A 21,313-nucleotide genomic window follows, 5' to 3' on the forward strand; every position below is an offset into this window, starting at 1 on the left:
ATATAGCATTATGGCAAATCGTAGAAATTTTATAAAAACAGCGGCAATTGGTTCGGTAGCCATTGCTCTAAATTCTTTCAAATCGAAAGAGGAAGAAGAAATCATAATCACAGACAAAAAAGTAAATAAGCCTATTGTGCTTTCCACTTGGAATTTCGGAGTTCAAGCTAATGGTGCGGCTTGGGAAGTTCTAAAAAATAACGGCCGTGCTTTAGATGCTGTGGAAGCTGGCGTGAAAATTCCAGAAGGCGATCCAAAAGAACGAAGCGTGGGTTATGGCGGTCGACCAGATCGTGATGGAAAAGTCACACTTGATGCTTGTATTATGGATGAATTTTCTAATATTGGTTCGGTAGCGTGTTTGCAACATATCAAACATCCCATATCTGTAGCGCGATTAGTAATGGAAAAAACGCCTCACGTGATGTTAGTTGGCGATGGCGCTTTACAATTTGCTCTTTCGCAAGGATTCAAAAAAGAAAACTTACTAGTAGAAGAATCGGAAAAAGAATGGAAAGAATGGTTAAAAACCAGTCAATATAAACCGATTGCGAATATTGAAAATCATGATACAATTGGAATGATTGCTTTGGATGCTCACGGAAATTTATCTGGAGCCTGCACTACGAGTGGAATGGCTTTTAAAATGCACGGACGCGTTGGCGATTCTCCAATTATCGGAGCTGGATTGTATGTCGATAACGAAATTGGTGCCGCAACCGCAACTGGTCATGGTGAAGAAGTTATCCGAATTGCGGGTTGTCATTTGGTTGTGGAATTAATGCGTCAAGGAAAATCACCACAAAAAGCCTGTGAAGAAGCCGTTTCAAGAATTGTAAAACTGACCAAAAACAGAGGGAAAGAATTGAAAGATATTCAAGTTGGATTTATAGCTTTGAATAAAAAAGGGGAATATGGCGCATATTGCGTTCAAGGCGGTTTTAATTATGCAGTAAACGATAATTCTGGAAATAAATTAGTAGATGCTGCTTACTTTTTAAAATAATGAATAAATTAGAAATTGCTTGTTTTAATTTAGATTCAGCCCTAATCGCTCAAGAAAATGGAGCTAATCGAGTGGAACTTTGCGCCGAAATGCAAGTTGGAGGAACGACTCCAGATTTTGAAATCACCAAACAAGTCAGAAAATTAATCACTATCGATTTGAATGTAATGATTCGACCTCGAGGTGGAAATTTTGTGTATTCAGATACCGAATTTCAACAAATGAAAAATGCAATAGTGCAGTTCAAAGAAATAGGCGTAAACGGATTTGTATTCGGGATTTTAACCGAAAATAATTTGATAAACACAATTCAAAATACAGAATTAATTGAATTAGCGAAACCCTTCCCGTGTACTTTTCATCGCGCTTTTGATGAAGTTTCGGATGCTTTTCAATCTTTAGAAGAAATTATAGAATGCGGTTTCCAAACAATATTAACTTCTGGGCAAAAACCAAATGTAATGGAAGGCGTAAATCGATTAGCAGAATTAGTTGTAAAAGCGAAAAACAGAATTTCAATTATGCCTGGTGGTGGATTACGTTCTACAAATATTGATTTCATTCAAGAAAAAACAAAAGCGACTTTTTATCATTCTTCAGCCATTACAGATGGAAGTGAAATGGCAAATCCAGAAGAAGTAAAACAATTAAAAAGTAAATTGCATGTATAAGAAGTTATTCCTTTTCCTATCGATTTTATATTGTAGTTTACTGACTGCACAAAATTCGTATCGCAATTTATCAACTGAAAAATGGACCTTCAACAAACAAAACGAGGCTCAGAAAAACAGAGCAAAAGTTCCTGGAACAATTCATACCGATTTATTCGAAAACAAACTCATTCCAGATCCATTTTTAGGAACGAATGAAAAACAATTACAATGGATTGAAAATGAAAATTGGGAATATGAAACAAAATTCAACCTTTCAAAAGCAGAATTTAAAAACCAAAATATAGATTTTGTTTTTGAAGGTTTAGATACGTATGCGACAATTTATTTAAACGGAAAATTGCTTTTAGAAACTGATAATATGTTCCGAACTTGGAATACATCAGTGAAAGATAAATTACAAATCGGTGAAAATTATCTAAAAATTATCTTTAAATCGGCTTCACTTTTTGGAAAAGAAGAAGCTAAAAAACTACCCTATACTTTACCTGGAGATGAAAAAGTTTTCACTCGAAAAGCACAATATCATTATGGCTGGGATTGGGGACCACGATTTGTGACTTGCGGCATTTACAAACCCATCAAACTTCATTTTTGGAATGTGGTGAAAATTGAAAATGTGCGTTATGAACAAATTAGCTTAACGGATGAATTAGCAAAACTCAATTTTATAGTGACTTTAAATTGCGAAAAAGCTGGAAATTATAATTTGAAAGTCAATGATAAATCTAAAAATTTCAATTTAAAGAAAGGCGAAAATAAAATTCAATTTCCTCACGAAATTACCAATCCAAAACGTTGGTGGTGTAATGGTTTGGGAGAAGCGAACTTGTATTTGTTTCAAATCAATCTTTCCAAAAAGAATAAAATAATAGATTCTGAAAAACTAAATATTGGCTTGCGAACGATTGAATTAGTTCAAGAAAAAGACGATGTTGGTAAAAGTTTTTATTTCAAATTAAACGGAAAACCAGTTTTTATGAAAGGTGCGAATTACATTCCGCCAGATAGTTTTTTGCCTCGAGTTACCGATTCGACTTATAATTCTATCGTCAAAAATGCTGTCGATGCGAATATGAACATGATTCGTGTTTGGGGCGGTGGCGTGTATGCTGATGATGCTTTTTACGAAGCTTGCGACAAAAACGGAATTTTAGTTTGGCAAGACTTTATGTTTGCTTGTGCGATGTATCCGAGTGATGAAAAATTTCTTTCTACTGTAAAAAATGAAGTAATTGACAACGTAAATCGTTTGCAAAATCATCCAAGTATTGCGCTTTGGTGTGGCAATAATGAAAGTGATGAAGGCTGGAAAAATTGGGGTTGGCAAAAACAATACAACTATACAGAATCAGATTCCACGACCATTTGGAACGGTTACAAAAAATTATTTCATGAAGTTATTCCAGAAACCTTAGACAGTTTATTATCTAAAGAAAAAAATATCTATTGGCCATCTTCTCCGTCAATTGGTTGGGGAAGAAAAGAAAGTTTACTACAAGGCGATTCGCATTATTGGGGCGTTTGGTGGGGAATGGAACCTTTTGAAATCTATAAGAAAAAAGTCGGGCGATTTATGAGTGAATACGGTTTTCAAGGTATGCCAAATTTGGAAACTTTCTCGAAATTCACGAATTCCGAGAACTTAAATTTGAATTCTGAAACCGTTAAAGCACATCAAAAACACAATACAGGTTATCAAACCATTCAAACGTATATGGAACGCGATTATAAAGTTCCAACTAAGTTCGAAGACTATATTTATGTTTCGCAATTACTTCAAGCAGAAGGTATGAAAACCGCTATTGAAGCGCACAGAAGAGCGAAACCGTATTGCATGGGAACATTATTTTGGCAATTGAACGATTGTTGGCCTGTGACATCATGGAGTTCGGTGGATTATTACGGAAATTGGAAAGCGTTTCAGTATCAAGCGAAACGTAGTTTTGAAAACATTTTGATTTCTGTAAATGAAGAAGAAAATCAATATAAAGTTTATATTGTAAATGATGAATTGAATTCGAAAAAAGGAAAACTCGAATTACAATTATTAGATTTTGATGGAAAAATATTGAGAAATTCCACTTCTGAAGTTCAAATAGAAGCGAATACTAGTAAAATTTGTTTTCAAATCGACAAGAAAGAATTCGAAAAATTCAATTTGAAACAAATTGTTTTAAACTTAAGATTTAATAAAGCAGAAACGAATTACTTCTTTGAAAAACCAAAGGAGTTGTTATTAGAAAAACCTAACATTCAAATTAAAAAAATTGATGAAACTAAAATTGAAATTTCGACAAATGTTTTAGCCAAAAATGTTTTTCTATCATCGGAAAACGAATCTTTTTTTAGTGATAATTATTTTGATTTATTACCGAATGAAACAAGAATCATAAAAATGTCCAAACCAGTAAAAAACATCAAAGTAATTTCTTTGTTTGATACGATGAAATAAAAACGAAACGTCAGTTCGAGTGTTTCGATGAAGCATGAATCGGAATATATCGAGAACCTTTTAATAATAATTTTCTATTCTCGATACAATCCCAATTTCATCGGGATCACTCGAACTGACGAAAATTATAATAAAAAAAGCCTTGATTTCTCAAGGCTTTTATATTTTAAAACAATCCGTTTATTTCGGCGTCAATTTTTTGGATAATCGCTCCTAAATCTTCCGGATTATTCACATAATCAATATTATCTACATCAATAATTACCAATTTACTTTTGTCGTAAGTTTGAATCCACGCTTCGTATCTTTCGTTTAATCTACTTAAATATTCAATCGAAATCGTATTTTCATAATCGCGACCACGTGTGTGAATTTGCTTTACTAAATTCGGAATTGAACTTCTTAAATAAATTAATAAATCTGGCGGTCCAACCAAATCTTCCATCAAATCAAAAAGCAATTTATAATTGGTATAATCACGATTTGTCATTAAACCCATAGCATGCAAATTGGGTGCAAAAATGAAAGCATCTTCGTAAATGGTTCTATCTTGTATGGTTTTTTTACCTGTTTTTCTAATCTCTAAAATTTGTCTGAAACGACTATTCAAGAAATAAATTTGTAAGTTAAAACTCCATCTTTCCATAGAATGATAAAAATCGTCTAAATACGGATTATCATCTACGTCTTCAAAATGCGCTTCCCATTTAAAATGTTTGGCCAACATTTTGGTTAAAGTAGTTTTTCCAGCTCCAATATTTCCAGCAATAGCTATATGCATATTTTATTTTTTAATTTGATAGGTACTTATTTGACAGTCGGTAAAAATAGACAAAATTCCATCCTTATAGAAGAAATTTTTAATCATTTTTTCATCAATGTCAATTTTCATTGAAGCCTGATTTTGAACGGAATAATAATACATTTTATCGTCAAAAAGATAGAATAAATCGCTTTTGTCAGAAAAAATTACTTTTTCAAAAGGCTTCACTTTTCCTAAGCTTGCAATTTTTCCAAATTTATTGATGGAATATATTCCGTTTTCAACATCTATCCAAAATAAATAATTATAATCAGAATATGCATATTTAATTGCTTTATTTATCGGATTGGAAAGGAATTTATAATTTTTCGAATTTAAATTATATAAACCGATTTGCTGACTTAAACTATCATAAAACCACAATTCATTTTGTGAAGCTGGTTTTAAAAATTCGCAATTAATTTCTGAAAAAATGGTAGAATTAATTTCATTAAACTGTGCATCTAATAAAACAAAAGCATTATTTTGCTTATAAAAAACAACTGTTTGCAACATATTGAATGTTTCAACACCAGTAATTTTTCCGTATTTATTATTCGTGTAATTCAAAGTATCTTTTTCATTGATCTTATACAAATTGTTACTGGTAGAAAAATAATTATTCCCATAAATATCATTTCCCCAGAAAACATCATATTTAGCAGGCTTCACTCCTACTTTCTCAAAATCAATGTTTTGAGCTGTAGCAAAAAAAGTGGTAAAAAAAAATAACAGTAGAATTTTCATATATATAATATTAACACAAAAATAACAAATTAACATGTAACTATTTCTGCTTTTTGTTGTCTAAATAGATAAGAAAACAAAAAATATAACAAATCATATGAAAAAAATATTTTTAGCTATACTTGGTTTATCCACTTTTATAGCATCTGCACAAAAAGATTTCCAAGGAATGGCTGTTTACGAATCTAAAACTTCTACAGCAGATTTTGCGAAAAATTTTGAAGGAAATAAAGACATTACTCCAGAAATGAAAACGCAAATTATGGAAAGAATGAAGAAAATGTTTGAAAAAACGTTTACTTTAAATTTCGATAAATCGTCATCAATTTATAAAGAAGAAGAAAAATTAGATGCACCAGGACAAGGTGGTGGAGGAAGAATGATGGCCAGCTTTATGGGCGGCGGCGGAACGTACTACAAAAATGTAAAAGAAAAACAATATACCGTTGATAAAGAAGTTTTCGGAAAAGAATTTTTAATTAAAGATTCGTTACCAAACTTAAAATGGGTTTTAACTGAAGAATCTAAAAAAATTGGAGATTATACTTGTTTTAAAGCAACAGCAGTGAAAGCAGCTAGTAAATCTGATTTTAGAAACTATAGAAGAAAAGAAGAAAAGAAAAAAGATGCTGTAAAAACAGAAGAAGTTAAAAAAGACGAAAGCGCAACTACAGAAAAGAAAGACGAAAAGAAAACTAACTTTTTCGACGAAGTAGAAATGGCAAAAGAAGTAACAGTAACAGCTTGGTATTGCCCAGAAATTCCAGTAAATCAAGGTCCAGATGAATATTGGGGTTTACCAGGATTAATTATGGAAGTTAACGACGGAAAGACTGTTATTATGTGTTCAAAATTAGTGATGAACGTGAAAGACAAAATGGAGATTAAAGCCCCAACTGGTGGCGATAAAGTAACTCAAAAAGAATTTGACGACATCATGATGAAAAAAATGAAAGAAATGAGTGAAATGGGTGGTGGTCCAGGTTCAAGAGGTGGTATGCATATAAGAACAAGATAGTTTATAATTATAAATACGAGACAAAAACTAAGTCGCCTTATGGCGACTTAAATTTATACAACAATTACAATTTTCCATGAAAAAAATACTATTACTCTTAGCCATTTTTATCTCAGGCTCAATTTATGCTCAATCTGTTAAAGTAACAGGAATTTTAAAAGATACCGATAATTTAGTTATAGAAACTGCTAATGTTATGGCAATAAACCAAGCTACAAAGGCTATGGATGCCTATAACATTACTAGTGAAAAAGGAGAGTTTTCATTAAACTTAAAAGCCAATACCGAATACACCATTAAAGCGGGTTACATTGGTTATGCACCTTTTGAGAAAAAAATTACAACTACTAAAGAAAACATGACTTTCGATATCGTTTTATCGGGTTCAAACACGATTGAAACGGTTGAAATTGTAAAAGAAATGCCTGTTAGAATTAGTGGCGATACCATTATTTATAATTCTGATTCGTTTACAAATGGAACGGAGAAAAAGCTAGAAGATGTACTTAAAAAATTACCTGGAGTTACTGTAAATAAAGATGGAGAAATTGAAGTAGAAGGTAAAAAAGTACAAAAAGTAATGGTAGAAGGAAAAGATTTTTTTGATGGCGATACCAAAATTGCTACCAAAAACATTCCTGCAGATGCCTTAGATAAAATTCAGGTTTTAAGAAATTATAACGAGGTTTCTAACTTAAAAGGATTAGAAAACAACGAAGACAATGTCGCATTAAACATCAAGCTAAAAGATGGTAAAAAGAATTTCTGGTTTGGTGATATGATGGCTGGTGCTGGAGTTGCTGATTCAGAAAACCGAAGTATTTTAAATCCGAAATTATTTTATTATAGTCCAAAATACAGTGTCAATTTAATTGGAAACTTAAACAATATTGGAGAATTACCTTTAACCATGCAAGACTATTTCAAGTTTACGGGTGGATTTAAAAACATGATGAAAAAAGGCGGTTCTAGTATAAATATTTCTACGAACGATTTAGGAATTATGGGAATGAGAAACAATCGTGCTAAAAATATTGATTCCAAATTTGGTGCAGCAAACTTCTCTTATAATCCATCAAAAGCATGGACAATTAGTGGATTCGGAATTTATTCGTACAATAAAACCGATTTACAAACGGACAATATTTACAATCGTACTGATAGATCAACAGGAACACCAATAAATGTTATTGAAAATCGTCAGGATATTTCAAAACAAAAAACCGACTTAGGTTTATTTAAAATTAGTTCTAGCTATGTACCTTCTACAAAAATGCATTTAGATTATGATGCTTTATTGAAAACATCGAATCAATTGGAAAAGCAAAGTGTACTTTCTAGTTTACAAGGAAATATTTTTACAGAAAAAAGCCAAAAACCATTATCTGTAAATCAAAATTTAAATTATTATTATACCTTAAATGATAAAAATGTTTTTGCTTTTGAATTGCAAAATTTATTTCAACAAGAAGATCCATTTTATAATGCTAATTTAGAAACACAACCTTTCTTTTTAGTTGATTATGACAATTCACAAACAAGAAATAATGTCAATCAAAACCGATTTGTAAAAACAAATAAAACTGATGCGAAGTTTGATTATTACTATATGGTTACTCCAAAAAGTAATATTAATGTAACTGTTGGAAATACGTATTCGTACCAGAATTTTAACTCAAATATGTTTCAAATTTTAGATAATGGAACACAAAACAATTTAACCGATGCATCTAATACAAATGATGTAAATTATGCTTTTAACGATGCTTTTGTTGGGTTACATTACAAAATGTTATTTGGAAAATTCACTTTAAATCCAGGAGTTTCTGTACACCAATTTAACACCGTTGACAGCCAATTGAACAGCTCAAATAAAATGAGTTTCAATAGAGTTTTACCAGATTTCTATGCGTTATGGCAAATGAAAAAATCACAATCGTTAACATATAACTTTTCATTGACTAACAATTTTACTGACATTAACAAACTAGCTCAAGGTTACGTGTTTTCAAACTACAACAGTTTATATAGTGGAAATCGTTTCTTAGAAAATTCTGTTTCTCAAGTTCACTCGTTACGTTTTTTTAAGTTTAGTATGTTTAACATGGAAAATGTTTTCGCAAACCTTACTTACACCAAACAAACAGATATTATTACCAATCGAGCTTTTATAGACCCTTTAAGTGTTAATCAAGTTTCAAGTTCTGTAAATCTTAATTCAAACTTTCCACAAGAATCAATTACTGGAGCATTTAATTATGGCCGTTCATTTGCTCGTTACTTCAAAGCTGATGGAGGCTTAAGTTTATCATGGAACAAAAACAACAATATTCTTGTAAGACCAGATGATACAGATTATATCCAAACTGCAGAAAATTACATTCAAAATTATAATGTTGGCTTTTCAACTAATTTAAAAGAATTACCAAATATTGAGTTGTCTTATAATTTTTCAATTAGTGATTCACAAGTTCAAACATTTTATGTAGACAATCCTTCTGTAAATTTAGAATATTTCTTTTTAGATGCGTTTTCATTTACAGCTGATTACGACTTTTATCATAACAGAAATAAAGCCAAAACTATTGATACAGAATATGATTTCTTAACGGCATCTTTTTCGTATCAGAAAAAAGACAGCAAGCTGGAATATAAAATTAGCGCGACTAATTTATTAAACACAAAATCATTAAACGACAATACTTTTACTCCGCTTGGTGGCTCTACTAACTTTTCAAGTTACTATGTACAACCTCGTTATATTATATTAAGTTTGAAATACAATTTATAAGAAATTACATAATCATATTTGTAAGAAAATGTTTAAAATCCCAACTGAAATAAGTTGGGATTTTTTGTTTTCATTTTCTAAAATTTTATACATTTACACAAAATTAGACACCTTCCAAATGAAAAAAATCCTTTTTATCATTGCTTGTTCCTTACAATTTGTAAATGCGCAAACTAAACCCTCAACTGGCGAATATCTTTCTATTGACAAAACAAATCAAGGAATTAATTTGTTCTTAAACGACGACAAAACGTTTCAAATGTTTGTTTTAAATGGAACATATGAAGTTATAAACGATTCAATAAAATTCTCAAACGATTTATCAAATGAATTGAAAAATGCTTTTAATGTACAATTCAAAAAAAGCAAAACAGCAAATAAAAAAGTTAACATTTTCATTGAACCAGCTTATTTATATAGTCGTCCAAGTTATTTTTTAGGAATTCAAAATAAAGCAGACGGAGAAATCACTTACAAAACGTTTAATGAATACTTTGATCGAGATGAAATTGAGCGTTTTTATGAACAATCCTATTCAGATAAAAAAGAAGGTGAGGAAGAAAATACCAAAATGTCTTTCGAATTAGACAAACCTTACGCTATTTATGTCGTACGAAACTTACAATCAAAAGCAAAAATTGAAAAATATATAATTTCTTCTGATGTTTCTGAAGTTAAAATTGAGAGCAATACTAGTATTTTTGATGAATTTGAAATGACTGGTGTGGTAGAAAATGAAGATGCTTTAAAAGTATATGTAAACAAAACTTCTCCTTTAAAATTCGTTAATAAAAAAGCTAAAATTGAAACTAAAAATGAAATTCCAGCTACTAAAACTACAGAAAAAAACTGGACATATCCTGGCAAAAAAGATTTCAATGACATTTATGCAGATAGCGCTGCTGTAGTTGTTGATACTGCTGCGGCTTATTCTGATACAGATTATCAATTTAAAGCTAAAGTGGAAAAAAATTTAAAAGAAGCTTTAGTAAACATTAAGAAAGATCCTGCAAAGTATTTATTTGTGTATTACAATCCAAAAGGAAAAAGAACCGAAAAGGATTTCAAGAATTTAATTGAAGAATACAATATAAATATTAGCAACACTATGTATTCTGAATATGATGCCGCTTATGATAAATTTAATTTTTATTTGGCTACAAAATCAGACGAAGGCTTTTTTAAGAAAAACAATGTAACAGATAAATCGTTTTTAATTTTAAATAAAGATGGAAAAATTATTGCAACCTCTACAAAATCAATAGATCAAATTAGCAATACCTTAAATTATGATAGCGCCTTTTTAAGTAATAAACTTCTAGAAACTGAAAACGCTATTACATTATCAAATACAGTTACCAATAAAAAAACAAGTATTCCAGATTTAACAAAAACTTTGAATACTAATTATAAAGATTTATTTACTTCGAAATATTACTACAATTTAACAAGTTATACTGAAGAAGAGCCAATTATTGAAGAAAAATATGATGAAAATGAAGACGCTACTACTGAGGCTGCTGCAGTTGTAGAAGCTGCTGCAGATGCCTATGAAAACAAAAATTTCACCTATTACAAATCTGAAGTTTCTGAGAAAATCTTAACCGAAAAATTAAACACTATTTTCGAATACTACAATTCTAAAAACATCGTAAACAGCGAATTAGTGAATATCCTATTAGGGGAAATTTCAGGAAATCATAATAGCTTTGATTTGTTTAAAAACGAAAACAACACTAATAACAAACAAGAGATTAAATTCATCAATTATATTTTAAAATATAACGAAGACGAAAAAAAAAAAGTTAAAATCGCAACAATTTTAAGTAGTATTATCTCGGAAAAAGCAGCAAATAATCCTGACATTCAAACTTATAATGATATTGCGTATAAATTAATTTCTTATTCAGGAAATAATTTAGGAATCATACAAAATGCCATAAATAATTTTAACACAAAAGAAAAGGCATCAGAAGAAGCTAACAAACTAGTTGACATATATTACAATACTTTGGTAAATAACAAGCCTGTTTTTGAAAACATAGATACTCAGTTTAACAATATTAGTGCTGATATTGATTACGAAATAGATTGGACTAGTTTTAAAAACAGAATTAATACGATGTTAAACGCTCAAGCTTGGGATATTTTTGAAACAAACAAAACTAAAGATTTTGAAAGAGCAATTAAATGGTCGGAATTATCAAACCTTGTAGAAAAAGACAATCCATATTCATTAGACACATTAGGACAATTGTATTTTGCTGTTGGAAAAAAATCTGAAGCTATTGCAATTCAAACTAAAGCGGTTGCTCTTGCAAAAACTATGAAAATAAGTCATGAAGAGTTTGAAAATGCCTTAAATAATATGAAGAAGTAATTTCTGAAACAAAAAATCCTGTTTAATTAAAACAGGATTTTTTTATACTTTCATTTTCGCAAACTTATCTATTTTTTGTTGAATGTCTTGATGTGATTCGTTAAAATCGTACAACAAACCAAACAATTCTACTGAAGCTAATTTTCCAATAAAATACGGATTTTCGTTTCGTATCATATAATCTAAAGTAGCATCGTCTAATTGTAAATTCTGAGCTACATATCCGTTTTTAAAGAACTCTTTTGCAAAGCGAACTCCATTTAAACCGTCAATTGGTAATCCATTTTTCTTTTTGGCAACCAAATTCTGAGGTAAATATTTTTTAGCAACTTCTCTCACAATCCATTTATCGGTAATAAAAGGATGTTTCTTATTGTGTAATTGAGTTGTCCAACGTGTTTTATATTCTAATGGTAAATTCAAACCGAATTTCACAACATCTTCATGTAAAAATGGAAAACGCACTTCAATTGAAGAAATCATTCCCATTCTGTCGTTTCTGTACAATAATGCTTGTAAATGTTTTTGCATCATTTCGAAAGAATCCAAATAGTACTTTTGTTCGTTTTTTGGTACGAATGAAAACAATTCAGAACCTTTTTCATACAACATTTCACTTTTGTATGAATTGGCCAATCTGATATTAAATGCATCTAAATTTGAAGAAGATGGCGGAAAAAGATAATTATGTAACGTTGGATATATTTTGTAAATTTTCTTTAAAATTTCATGAGGAAATAATAAAGCATTTTTATAACGCGCCGCCATTAGTTTAGAATATCCTAAAAACAATTCGTCTGAACCTTCACCACAAATTACAGCTTTCACATTATTTTGTCTGGCTAAATGTGCTACTCTAGAAATTGGCACACCATTGGTAAAATACACAATTGGTGCGGCATTATGTTCAGTAGCTGTAATCCAATGTTTTAAAAAATCCTCTGGATGAAATTCCGTTTTATGTAAAGGCAAATCTAAATGACTCGCTAAAGCTAATGAATCTGAATATTCAGAATGCTTACCAACAATATCAGCAGTAAACATTTCAATATCTGGTCTGTATTGTTTGGCAATTGCAGTTAAAAGAGAAGAGTCAATTCCACCACTCACGAATGAACCCATTGGAAAGTCGGAAACCAACATTTCATCAACAGATTTAGATATTAAAGTATCAAATTCTTTTACAATTTCCGATTTTGGTTTTTTTGCCAATTCTTTATAATGATTCGCATCAACCTGATCAGATAGTTTATAGTAATAGTCTTCAGAAACTTCTAAGTTTTCAGAAATTTTAACAACTGCTCCTGCTTTAACTTTTATCACATCATTAAATAACGAATAAGAAGAACTACCTTCTAATGTGCTATTTAAAGCCATGATGCTTTTATAACTATCTGGTTTTAATTGCAAAGCTTTTGCTAAAGTTCTCGATTCAGATGCGAAAGCAAAAACTTCTGAATTATTTACAAAGACCAACGGTTTTATTCCGAAACGATCGCGAACTAAAAAAAGTTCTTTTTTCTTTACATTATAAAAAGAAAAAGCAAACATTCCTTTAATATCACGAAGCGTTTTTTCAATTCCGAAATGAATTAAGTATTGAAAAAGCACTTCCGTATCTGAAGTTGTAATAAAGTTAACGGTTGGTAAATGTTGTTTTAAGGCTAAGAAATTATAAATTTCTCCATTAAAACACAATACGAAATCATCATTAAAAAAAGGCTGATTGGAACGACTATTTCCATCAATTAACGACAATCTTTGGTGAAAAAAGTGTGCATTACCATCTTTATTCCACTCACCGGAAAAATCGGGACCTCTGTGCGCTTGAAGCTCACTCAAACCTTTTATCAAGATTTGTTTATTATTATCAGAGAGGTTTTTATTAATAAAACCGGAAATTCCGCACATTTAAACTGGGGTTTAAGAATACAAAAATAGCATAAAATTAACTTTAAACAAGAGAAAACTTTATTTTTACATTCCTGTACGAATTGCCTCAACAGGATCTAACCTTGAAGCAGAAATTGCAGGTAAAATTCCTGAAATCAAACCAATAGCAATTGACAAACTTGAACCTAATAAAATATTAGCAGCACTTAGTACAAATTGAAAATCCAACACACTTGTTAAAATCATAGCAATTATCCAAACTAAAATAATTCCAAATAATCCTCCAAACATGGCTAAAATTACAGCTTCAAATAAAAACTGAAATAAAATAAATTTATTTTTAGCTCCTAAGGCTTTCTGAATTCCAATTAAATTGGTACGCTCTTTTACAGAAACAAACATAATATTGGCAATACCAAATCCACCTACTAAAAGAGAAAAACCACTAATTAACCAACCAAAAACGTTCATTTGACCGACAATATCATCTATAAAATCGGTAAAACCTGAAAGTACATTTACAAAGAAATTATTAATTTCCCCTGCTCTTAAACCTCTAAAATTTCTCATTTTATTAGCTATTTCAGCCTTAAATTCTTCCATATCAACTCCTTCTTTTGGCTTAATTAAAATAGCTGGCGTAAAAAGATTACTATTATCACCATATAATTTTCTAATATTATTTACGGGTAAAAAAACAGCCACATCATTCGTATCACCAAAAGCATTCTCTCCCATTTTTTTCAACACACCAATAACTGTATAACGTTGACCATACAATCGAATTTGTTTTCCGATAGGTTCTCCTCCTTTAAACAAACCTTCAGCAACTTCGCTACCAATAACAATTACTGATGTTCCCGAATTGGATTCCGCTTCATTAAACAATCTTCCTTTTTCAACTTTAAAAGGTTCAATTTCAAAAAAATCACTAGTTGAAGGCTTAACACGAATAGAATTTACCGTGTTTTCATCATATTTTAAAGTTTGGTCTCCAGTGAAAAAGTTGAACGAAATTTTATCAATATCATCCATATTTTTCTGTAAAAATTGAAATTCATCATACTTTACATGTGGAAATTGGTCGCGTTTCCATTCTTCAACATCAGTTGGTCCGAAAGAATATTTAAACAAATAAATAGTATTTTTATCCATCCCATCTAAACTGTCTACAATATTTTTCTTTAAAGAATCGACAGCTGCTAAAACGGCAATAATAGAAAAAATACCAACCGTAACGCCTAATAAAGACAATAAAGTTCGTAATTTATTATTCCTCAAAGCGTTAAGTGCAAAAGCAAAACTTTCTTTTAGTAAACGTAAGTATAGTATCATAAAAATCAATATTCTGGATATATGTAGATAAAAAGTAGAATTTGTTACAATTTTAGATGTAGATTTTTTTGCTTCCAAGAAGTAATTTAGAAAATGAAATTATTGCATTTTCTTATTCAAATTCTTACTTTTGCACCTGAAAACAAACAACAATACAATGACTCACACAAAACAAATCAAATCGGCGCTAATTTCTGTATTTGACAAAACTGGCTTAGAGCCAATTATTAAAGCACTTCACCAAAACAATGTAACAATTTATTCAACTGGAGGAACTCAAGATTTTATTAAGAATTTAAATGTTCCTGTTGTGGCAGTTGAAGATGTAACTTCTTTCCCTGAAATTCTTGGTGGAAGAGTGAAAACTTTACATCCGAAAATTTTTGGTGGAATTTTAAACCGTCAAGACAATGAAAGTGATGTGGCACAAATGACAGAATTTGACATTCCTCAAATTGATTTGGTAATTGTTGATTTATATCCATTTGAAAAAACAGTTGCTTCTGGCGCAAGTGAGGCTGATATTATTGAAAAAATTGATATCGGCGGAATATCTTTAATCCGTGCTGCAGCTAAAAACTTTAAAGACACAACCATTGTGGCTTCAGTTGATGAATATGCTACTTTTTTAGGTTTTTATACTGAAAATAATGGCTCAATTTCAATCGAACAAAGAAAATTATTAGCTACAAAAGCATTCCATACTTCTTCAAATTACGATACAGCTATTTTTAATTACTTCAACACAGAAGATACGTATTTAAAAATTAGCGAAGAAAAAGGACAAATTTTACGTTACGGAGAAAACCCTCATCAAAAAGGATTTTTCTTTGGTGATTTCGATAAAATGTTTACTAAATTACACGGTAAAGAGCTATCATACAACAACTTATTAGATGTTGATGCTGCTGTAAATTTAATGAATGAATTCAAAAATAACGAACCAACATTCGCTATTTTAAAACACAATAACGCTTGTGGTTTAGCAACAAGACCAACCATGAAAGCAGCATATTTAGACGCTCTAGCTGGCGATCCAACTTCAGCTTTTGGTGGTGTTTTAATTGCAAACGGAAATATTGATGTGACTACTGCAGAAGAAATTAATAAATTATTTTGCGAAGTAGTAATCGCTCCTTCATACGATCAAGAAGCTATTGATATTTTAGAAGAGAAAAAGAACAGAATTATTTTAGTTATCAACGATGTTGAGTTACCTGCTAAAAATGTTCGTACATGTTTAAACGGAATTTTAGTTCAAGACAAAGATAATATTACAGATTCAGCTGACATTTTAAAAACGGCAACTTTAACTGCTCCAAGCGCAGAAGAAATTGAAGATTTATTATTCGCATCAAAAATTTGTAAGCATACAAAATCAAACACAATTGTATTTGCAAAAAACCGTCAGTTATGTGCTTCAGGAACTGGACAAACATCTAGAGTTGATGCGTTAAATCAGGCCATTGAAAAAGCAAAAACTTTCGAATTTGATTTAACTGGCGCAGTAATGGCAAGTGATGCATTTTTCCCTTTCCCAGATTGTGTTGAAATCGCAAACAAAGCAGGAATTACGGCAATTATTCAACCTGGTGGTTCTATAAAAGATGAATTAAGTATCAACTATTGCAACGACAATAATGTAGCGATGGTTATGACAGGAGTTCGTCATTTCAAACACTAAAAAATTACCTACAAAACACATATTTTAAAACGCATTAAAAATTTATTTTTTAATGCGTTTTTATTTTAAATAATTCCAATTTAATTTTATACTTTTGTTAGTTGAATATAAACATACAAAATACTAAACCCTTGATATAAATATGGGATTTTTTGACTTCATGACTGAGGACATCGCAATTGACCTTGGTACCGCGAATACACTGATAATTCACAACGATAAAGTTGTAATAGATAGCCCTTCAATTGTTGCTAGGGACCGAATAACTGGAAAAATAATTGCTGTTGGAAAAGAAGCCAACATGATGCAAGGAAAAACCCACGAAAACATTAAAACAATTCGTCCATTGAAAGATGGGGTAATTGCCGACTTTGATGCGTCCGAAAAAATGCTTCAAATGTTTATCAAAAGTATTCCAGCTTTAAAGAAAAAATTATTCACTCCTGCACTACGTTTAGTAATTTGTATTCCTTCTGGAATTACTGAAGTGGAAATGCGTGCTGTAAAAGAATCTGCAGAACGTGTAAATGGAAAAGAAGTATACTTAATTCACGAACCTATGGCAGCTGCAATTGGTATCGGAATTGATATTATGCAACCAAAAGGAAACATGATTGTTGACATCGGTGGTGGAACAACAGAAATTGCTGTTATCGCATTAGCAGGTATTGTTTGTGATAAATCGGTTAAAATTGCCGGTGACGTTTTCACAAACGACATCATTTACTACATGAGAACACAACACAATTTATTTGTAGGTGAAACTACTGCTGAAAAAATTAAAATTCAAATTGGTGCCGCTGTTGAAGATTTAGAAAGTGCTCCAGAAGATATGTCGGTTCAAGGACGTGACTTATTAACTGGAAAACCAAAACAAGTTGACGTTTCTTACAGAGAAATCGCAAAAGCATTAGACAAATCTATACAAAGAATTAAAGATGCGATTATGGAAACGCTTTCTCAAACTCCTCCAGAATTAGCAGCAGATATTTACAACACAGGTATTTACTTAGCTGGTGGTGGATCTATGTTAAGAGGATTAGACAAACGAATTTCGTTAAAAACAGATTTACCAGTTTATATCGCTGAAGATCCTTTAAGAGCCGTTGTTAGAGGAACTGGAATGGCACTTAAAAACTTAGCGAAGTATAAAAATATCTTAATTAAATAAGCACGTAATACATGCAGCAAATTATAAATTTTCTTATAAAAAACAGCTATAAATTGCTGTTTTTGCTGCTTTTGGGTGTTTCATTAACACTTACGGTAAAATCACATTCTTACCACAGAAGCCAGTATATTAATTCTTCAAACGCTGTATCTGGTTATACGTATAACCAAATTAATAGCGTAAAAGAATATTTTGGTTTAAGACAAAAAAATGAAGATTTAGCCAGAGAAAATGCGCGTTTAAAAGAAATTCTTTTCAATAAAAAAGATACTATTTTAGAAAGTAAAATTGTAGTGCCGGATATTTTATCCACTTACACAGTAAGACAAGCTAAAGTAATTAAGAATTCTTACAGCAAACAAGAAAACTTTTTAACTTTAGATAGAGGCGCATTTGAAGGATTAAAACCTGACATGGCTGTAATTAGCGACAGAGGCGTTGTTGGAATTATTGAAAAAACATCAAAAAATTTCGCTACGGTGATTAGTATCTTACATACCAAAAATCCTTTAAACGGAAAAATAAAAAATTCTGAGCATTTTGGTTCTATCACTTGGGATGGAAGAAATGCTGGTTACGTACAATTGATAGATGTTCCAAAATTGGCAACCCTGAAAAAAGGAGACACGATTGTTACTGGAGCACAATCGGCTATATTTCCTGAAAATATTCCAATTGGAAAAATTGACAGAATCTTTGAAGAAAAAGCAACCAACAAATATGTTATCAATATTCGATTATTTAACGACATGACTTCATTAGGTTATGTTTATATTATTGAAAATAAAAAGAAATTAGAGAAACAAGCTCTGGAAACAGAAACCGAAAAAGATCCAACTAAAAAATAATGAACAGTAACTTCATTTTAAATTTAATACGTTTTATTGTTTTATTAACGATACAAATTGTTGTTTTAGAACAAGTCAAATTTGGAGGTTGGATAAATCCGTATTTATATATATTATTCATTATCTTATACCCAATTAATTCTAACAAATCTGGGTTTATAGCCGCAAGTTTTTGTTTGGGTTTAGTAATGGATTTATTTTGCGATAGTGGCGGAGTTCACGCAACAGCTTGTTTACTACTCGCGTATTTTAGGCCTGGATTTTTAAAATTTGCCTTTGGTTTAAGTTACGAATATCAAACCATTAGAATTGCCGAAAAACTATCTGTAGACCGATTTACATTTATCATGTCTGCAATTTTATTTCATCATTTAGTGCTTTTTAGTTTAGAATTGTATCGTTTTGATTTAATTTTCGAAATCATAACTCGCACCATTTTAAGTACTTTATTTACGTTTATAATTTGCATCATTAGTATTTATTTAATTAAACCTAATAAACGATGAGAAAGACCTTATTACCAACCATTATCATTATAACTTCGGTTATTTTATTGGCGCGTCTTTTTTACTTACAAATTATTGATGACACCTTAAAAATTAAGTCGGAAAACAACGCTATAAAAATCAAATATGACTTTCCAGAAAGAGGTTATATTTATGACAGAAATGGAAAACTTTTAGTTGCCAATCAGCCATCTTATGATATTATGGTTGTTCCGAATGAAGTTAAAGAAATCGATACACTTGAATTTTGCCGAATTCTTCAAATTACAAAACCAGAGTTTTTAGAAAAAATCGAAAAAGCAAAAGTATATAGCCCAAGATTACCTTCACTATTTCTTGCGCAATTAAACAAAATGGAATTTGCTGGTTTTCAAGAAAAAATTAGAAAATACAACGGATTTTATATTCAAAAACGTGCCTTAAGAGAATATCAAACCAAAAGTGGCGCCAATGTTTTTGGATTTATCACACAAGTTAACGACGCCATTATTGCCAAACAACCCTATTATAAAAGTGGAGATTTAATTGGTCAACAAGGCGTAGAACAAGCCTATGAAGAAGATTTACGTGGTGTAAAAGGTGTGAAATATATTTTAAAAGACAAGCACAATCGTGAAATTGGCTCGTATAAAGAAGGAAAATTTGACACTATTGCCAAACAAGGAAGTGATTTAACGCTTTCAATCGATGGAGATTTACAAAAATATGGTGAAGAATTAATGGTTAATAAACGTGGTGGAATTGTAGCCATTGAACCCAGTACTGGTGAAATTTTAGCATTGGTAACTGCTCCTTCTTATGATCCTGCCTTATTAGTTGGAAGACAACGTTCAAAAAACTATACCAAATTATATAACGATTCCATTGCAAAACCTTTGTACGATAGAGGATTATTAGGAGAATTTCCTCCTGGCTCACCTTTTAAAATTTTAACTGGATTAGTCGGTTTACAAGAAGGTGTTATTGACGAAGAAACTTCATTTAGTTGTGGACCTGGTTTTTATTATGGTCGTGGAGCTTTTATGAAATGCCACTGTCCTGGCGGACACATTAAACTGAATTTCGGAATTTATAAATCGTGTAATACCTATTTTGCAAATACTTATAAGCGTACGATTGAAAAATATAAAAAACCAAAAGACGGAGTAAATGCTTGGGCAAATCATTTAAAAAGTTTCGGATTAGGTAATTTTATGGGTTACGATTTACCAACTGGTAGAAAAGGACACATTCCAACATCAAAATTTTATGAAAGGTTTTATCCAAATGGAGGTTGGCGTTCTACAACGATTATTTCTAATTCAATTGGACAAGGTGAAGTTTCAATGACTCCAATTCAATTGGCAAATATGATGGCGACAATTGCAAATAGAGGTTATTATTACACACCACATATTATAAAAAGTATTAAAGGAAGAAAAATTGACCCTAAATACACAACTAAACACGTAACAACGATTGAAAGGAGACATTTTGACCCAATAGTTAATGGCTTATTCGACGTATATAATCATGGTACTGCTTATAGTTTGGGTGTTGTTGGTTTAGAAATTTGTGGAAAAACAGGTACTGCAGAAAACTTTGCAAAAATAAATGGAAAACGTGTACAATTAGAAGACCATTCAGAATTTGTAGCTTTTGCGCCAAGAATACAACCTAAAATTGCTATTGCCGTAATCGTAGAAAACGGGCATTACGGAAATACTTGGGCTGGACCAATTGCTACGTTAATGATTGAAAAATATTTGAACAAAAAAATTACCCGAAAAGATTTAGAAAAACGAATGTTAGAAGGTAATTTAAATTATCAATATCGAAAATTATATCCGAGTAAAGATTCTATTAATAAACCGAAATTAACTAAAGTAGATTCGCTTCGTATGAAGTTGAAATCTAAAAAGGAAATTGAGGACGAAAAGAAGAATAAAGCAACAGGTAAGAAAAAAGATTCTGTAAAAAAATAAAATGAAATCACCACTAACAAAAAGTTTGTGCAAACAAACACC

Annotated in this window: 15 protein-coding genes; 11 read left to right on the plus strand and 4 right to left on the minus strand. The window is 30.8% G+C overall.

Features of this window, described 5'->3' with window-relative positions; translation table 11 throughout:
- The first annotated feature begins 10 nt into the window (after window positions 1-10).
- Genes BMX42_RS05620 through BMX42_RS05630 form a run of 3 tightly spaced genes read left to right on the plus strand, consistent with a single transcriptional unit; the run spans window position 11 to window position 4,132 of the window.
- The gene (locus BMX42_RS05620) at window positions 11-1,006 is read left to right on the plus strand and encodes an isoaspartyl peptidase/L-asparaginase family protein (RefSeq protein ID WP_177169124.1); all 996 of its coding nucleotides are present in this window, start codon (window positions 11-13) and stop codon (window positions 1,004-1,006) included.
- On the plus strand, window positions 1,006-1,677 hold the full coding sequence (locus tag BMX42_RS05625; protein ID WP_091310167.1) for a copper homeostasis protein CutC: 672 nt from the start codon (window positions 1,006-1,008) through the stop codon (window positions 1,675-1,677). Before BMX42_RS05620 ends, BMX42_RS05625 begins: the two co-directional genes overlap by 1 nt.
- Window positions 1,670-4,132: a beta-mannosidase gene (locus BMX42_RS05630; RefSeq protein WP_091310170.1), complete on the plus strand. Its 2,463-nt coding sequence runs from the start codon at window positions 1,670-1,672 to the stop codon at window positions 4,130-4,132. The genes BMX42_RS05625 and BMX42_RS05630 overlap by 8 nt, the downstream gene beginning before the upstream one ends.
- A 166-nt stretch (window positions 4,133-4,298) precedes the next feature.
- Here BMX42_RS05630 and BMX42_RS05635 read toward each other — a convergent pair whose 3' ends face one another.
- Window positions 4,299-4,913 (minus strand): deoxynucleoside kinase, encoded by a 615-nt coding sequence (locus BMX42_RS05635; protein WP_091310174.1) that lies wholly within the window; start codon window positions 4,911-4,913, stop codon window positions 4,299-4,301.
- Between the two features lie 3 nt (window positions 4,914-4,916).
- Window positions 4,917-5,681, minus strand: a complete 765-nt coding sequence (locus BMX42_RS05640) for a hypothetical protein (protein ID WP_091310177.1) — start codon at window positions 5,679-5,681, stop codon at window positions 4,917-4,919.
- 97 nt (window positions 5,682-5,778) lie between these two features.
- Between BMX42_RS05640 and BMX42_RS05645 the strand changes: the two genes are divergently transcribed.
- The 3 genes from BMX42_RS05645 to BMX42_RS05655 all read left to right on the plus strand — a co-directional run bounded on the left by BMX42_RS05645 (window position 5,779) and on the right by BMX42_RS05655 (window position 11,870).
- Window positions 5,779-6,699 (plus strand): GLPGLI family protein, encoded by a 921-nt coding sequence (locus BMX42_RS05645; RefSeq protein WP_091310181.1) that lies wholly within the window; start codon window positions 5,779-5,781, stop codon window positions 6,697-6,699.
- 76 nt (window positions 6,700-6,775) lie between these two features.
- Window positions 6,776-9,490 (plus strand): TonB-dependent receptor, encoded by a 2,715-nt coding sequence (locus tag BMX42_RS05650; protein WP_091310184.1) that lies wholly within the window; start codon window positions 6,776-6,778, stop codon window positions 9,488-9,490.
- Between the two features lie 118 nt (window positions 9,491-9,608).
- A complete protein-coding gene (locus tag BMX42_RS05655; protein WP_143055607.1) occupies window positions 9,609-11,870 on the plus strand; it encodes a hypothetical protein in 2,262 nt (753 codons plus the stop codon).
- A gap of 42 nt (window positions 11,871-11,912) precedes the next feature.
- Here the strand turns inward: BMX42_RS05655 and asnB are convergent, their stop codons facing one another.
- On the minus strand, window positions 11,913-13,781 hold the full coding sequence (gene asnB / locus BMX42_RS05660) for an asparagine synthase (glutamine-hydrolyzing) (RefSeq protein WP_091310192.1): 1,869 nt from the start codon (window positions 13,779-13,781) through the stop codon (window positions 11,913-11,915).
- Window positions 13,782-13,847: 66 nt separating this feature from the next.
- The gene (locus BMX42_RS05665; protein ID WP_091310196.1) at window positions 13,848-15,098 is read right to left on the minus strand and encodes an ABC transporter permease; all 1,251 of its coding nucleotides are present in this window, start codon (window positions 15,096-15,098) and stop codon (window positions 13,848-13,850) included.
- A 157-nt stretch (window positions 15,099-15,255) separates the two neighbouring features.
- On the opposite strand from BMX42_RS05665, the gene purH reads away from it, so the two are divergent.
- The 5 genes from purH to mrdA all read left to right on the plus strand — a co-directional run bounded on the left by purH (window position 15,256) and on the right by mrdA (window position 21,271).
- A complete protein-coding gene (gene purH / locus BMX42_RS05670; protein WP_091310199.1) occupies window positions 15,256-16,782 on the plus strand; it encodes a bifunctional phosphoribosylaminoimidazolecarboxamide formyltransferase/IMP cyclohydrolase in 1,527 nt (508 codons plus the stop codon).
- Window positions 16,783-16,924: 142 nt separating this feature from the next.
- Window positions 16,925-17,953: a rod shape-determining protein gene (locus BMX42_RS05675; RefSeq protein ID WP_091310203.1), complete on the plus strand. Its 1,029-nt coding sequence runs from the start codon at window positions 16,925-16,927 to the stop codon at window positions 17,951-17,953.
- Between the two features lie 11 nt (window positions 17,954-17,964).
- Entirely contained in the window at window positions 17,965-18,801 is an 837-nt protein-coding gene (gene mreC, locus BMX42_RS05680; RefSeq protein ID WP_091310206.1) for a rod shape-determining protein MreC, read from the plus strand.
- A complete protein-coding gene (mreD, locus tag BMX42_RS05685) occupies window positions 18,801-19,307 on the plus strand; it encodes a rod shape-determining protein MreD (protein ID WP_091310209.1) in 507 nt (168 codons plus the stop codon). The genes mreC and mreD overlap by 1 nt, the downstream gene beginning before the upstream one ends.
- On the plus strand, window positions 19,304-21,271 hold the full coding sequence (gene mrdA, locus BMX42_RS05690; RefSeq protein WP_091310212.1) for a penicillin-binding protein 2: 1,968 nt from the start codon (window positions 19,304-19,306) through the stop codon (window positions 21,269-21,271). The genes mreD and mrdA overlap by 4 nt, the downstream gene beginning before the upstream one ends.
- The last annotated feature ends 42 nt before the right edge of the window (window positions 21,272-21,313 follow it).

The organism is Flavobacterium terrigena (assembly GCF_900108955.1).
In the GTDB taxonomy this organism is placed as follows: Bacteria; Bacteroidota; Bacteroidia; order Flavobacteriales; family Flavobacteriaceae; genus Flavobacterium; species Flavobacterium terrigena.